We start from the raw sequence: 2,760 nt of genomic DNA, 5'->3' as shown, positions 1-2,760 counted from the left end.
ATGCAATACGTTCACCTCGGCCGGTCGGGCGTCAAAGTCAGTCGGTTCTGTCTCGGCACGATGAACTTCGGGCCGGAGACGAGCGAGGCGGACAGTTTTGCCGTCATGGATCGGGCGTTGGAACTGGGCCTCAACTTTTTCGACACGGCTGACGTCTATGGTTGAAAGGTGGGCGAGGGGTGGACGGAGCAGATCGTGGGGCCCTGGTTCGCCCAGGGCGGGGGGCGGCGTGAAAAGGACGTGCTGGCGACGAAAGTGTTCGTCCGGATGGGCGAGTGGCCGAATCAATCCCGCTTGTCGGCTCTCCACATCAAGCGGGCCTGTGAGGACAGCCTGCGGCGCTTGCAGACGGATTGCATCGATCTGTATCAGATGCACCATGTCGACCGGCAGACGCCGTGGGAGGAAATCTGGCAGGCGATGGAGCAGTTGGTCCGTGAAGGCAAGGTCCTCTATGTCGGCAGCAGCAATTTTGCCGGATGGCACCTGGCTCAAGCGCAGGAACTGGCTCGCAGCCGCCACTTCTTCGGCCTCGTGTCGGAGCAGAGTCTCTATAATTTGACCGAGCGGACGGTTGAGTTGGAAGTGATCCCGGCCTGCGAAGCCTACGGGATCGGCTTGATGCCCTGGAGTCCGCTCGCGCGAGGACTGTTGGCCGGGGCGTTGGAACCGGCGAAGGTCGGTCGACGCGCCGACGAGGATCTGAAGAAAACGATCGAGAAACATCGCCCCAAGTTAGAAGCCTATCACGCACTCTGCACCCAACTCGGCGAACGCCAGGCCGATGTGGCGCTGGCCTGGCTGCTGCACCAAAAGGCCGTCACGTCCCCGATTATCGGGCCGCGTACGATGGAGCAATTGAACGGGACGATGCGTGTCTTGAATCTGACGTTGAGCCAGGAAACCCTGAAACGGCTCGACGATATCTTCCCCGGTCCAGGCGGGCCCGCACCGGAATCCTATGCCTGGTGACAAGGGCCGAACCTGTATGAGCGAGGCATCGTAACCTCGGTAGAAGATATCAACAGGCTCGGTGGGGCCGCCTTGCATCCGTCTGCTGGTGGGGCATCGGCTAGTATCACCGAGGTTTCTTCTAGGGGAGGTCGGCATGTGGCCTCTGGCGCTGTTCTTCTTTCTGTGCTCCGCTGCCTCCGGCTTTGCCGAACCCGGTTCCCCCGGGAAATACGGCCGCCACTCCAACCTTTTTAATCCTGCCACACTGTTTGCGCCGGACAATCCGCTGAACCCTGCAGAGAAGTACCAGGCGCCCGCGAATACCCCGAACCCTCGTTACCGTTTCGATCCGAACAACCCCACCAATCCAGAGACTCGGTACATTCCCAGCAACCCGTTCAACCCCGCCAACCAATTCAACCAGGATAATCCGCTGAACCCCGCCAATCGCTCTAACCCCACCATGCCGTTCGCGCCGCTCAATCGCCCCTATGGGTCCGATCGCTAGGCGCGGGGGGACGGACAGGTACCGGGGTCTTTTCTCGCAGCCAGCTTACAGCTCTCCTCGCTTCGTGATGGAAGATCGTCAGGTCGCATCACCCCGCTTTCCAAATGGGCTCGGTCCAGGTATCCTTCCCCAACCTTTTGTTCTCGATGCGAGCAGGTCCCTTGATTTTGTGTCACTGAGCCCTCATTCGTTTTTCTCTATCCTGACAGAGGAGGTACGGCGATGCCGGGAGTCGATATTCTGATGGACTATGTCATCCGCTATGGATTTCAAATCCTGGGCGCAGCGATTGTCTTTGCGGCCGGTATGCTGGTCGCCCGTTGGGTCGGCAGGCTGACGCAACAGTGGCTCGATCGCCAGGACATGGAGCCTCCGGTCCGGATGCTCCTGGTCAAGGCTGTACAGATCGTGATTCTGTTCTTTACGGCCATGGCGGCGTTGGGTCAACTGGGGGTCCAGATTGCGCCGCTGCTCGCCGGGATCGGCGTGGCCGGACTCGGCGTCGGGTTGGCGCTGCAAGGCGTCTTGAGCAACGTCGTGGCCGGGCTCTCCATTATTTTCACCAAACCCTATCGGGTGGGGGAACATATCTCGATCTTGGGTGTGCAAGGGGATGTCGTTGCCATCGGTATCTTCTCGACCACGCTCCTGCATCCCGATCGCTCGCACGTCGTCATTCCTAACCGGAAGATCGTGGGGGAGATCCTGCACAATTTCGGTACGATTCGCCAACTCCATCTCCAAGTCGGGGTGGCCTATCGCACGAATGTGGCCGAGGTGCTGGCGCTCGTGCGGGAGATTCTGGCGCAGAATCCCGGTGTGCTCACGGATCCGGCCCCGCTGGTCGGGATCTCCGAACTGGGCGACTCCGCCATCACGATCTCCATTAAGCCCTGGACGTCGGTCGTCAACTTCACGAGGGTGCAGGGGGAGCTGAACGAGACCATCATCGAACGGTTTCGTACGGCGCACATTGAGATTCCCTTCCCGCAACAGGAGGTCCGCCTGCTGTCGACGGTGTAACTGAGGACAGAAAGCTCTTCATCGTCTGTGACCTCTTTAACCTGTGTACGGATTGTATCGTTCATCGGCACTTGCCAGGAGTACACAGGAAGCATGGTGCCGGGCTCTTCACATTCTGTCGGGTTTTCCATTCCTACAAGCTAGCTCATTCTCTCTTTAGGGATGAGGGTTGAAGATCTTCCATTGCGTGCGTTGCGTGAGCACAGGGGACTGTCCAGACTGTCTTTGTATTATTCTTTTCACTTTCTCTCAGGAGGATGCCTGCTGTCGGTTCT

At 59.1% G+C, this 2,760-nt stretch carries 2 protein-coding genes and 1 pseudogene; all 3 read left to right on the top strand.

The window, feature by feature from the left end; genetic code table 11:
• The 3 genes and pseudogenes from Q7U76_09005 to Q7U76_08995 all read left to right on the top strand — a co-directional run bounded on the left by Q7U76_09005 (nt 1) and on the right by Q7U76_08995 (nt 2,485).
• Nucleotides 1-972 (top strand): annotated as a pseudogene (locus Q7U76_09005) (aldo/keto reductase).
• Between the two features lie 136 nt (nt 973-1,108).
• Nucleotides 1,109-1,462 carry a hypothetical protein gene (locus Q7U76_09000; GenBank protein ID MDO8356512.1) on the top strand — a complete coding sequence of 118 codons (354 nt, stop codon included), beginning with the start codon at nt 1,109-1,111 and terminating at the stop codon, nt 1,460-1,462.
• Nucleotides 1,463-1,684: 222 nt separating this feature from the next.
• A complete protein-coding gene (locus Q7U76_08995) occupies nt 1,685-2,485 on the top strand; it encodes a mechanosensitive ion channel family protein (GenBank protein MDO8356511.1) in 801 nt (266 codons plus the stop codon).
• The last annotated feature ends 275 nt before the right edge of the window (nt 2,486-2,760 follow it).

The sequence above is a fragment of the Nitrospirota bacterium genome (assembly GCA_030645475.1).
Classification (GTDB): Bacteria; Nitrospirota; Nitrospiria; order Nitrospirales; family Nitrospiraceae; genus Palsa-1315.
This window is presented reverse-complemented; position numbering and strand designations above follow the sequence as displayed.

Bases quoted from the DNA above. Each gene is read 5' to 3' on its own strand.
- Q7U76_09000 (MDO8356512.1), top strand. From the start codon at position 1,109: ATGTGGCCTCTGGCGCTGTTCTTCTTTCTGTGCTCCGCTGCCTCCGGC.
- Q7U76_08995 (MDO8356511.1), top strand. From the start codon at position 1,685: ATGCCGGGAGTCGATATTCTGATGGACTATGTCATCCGCTATGGATTT.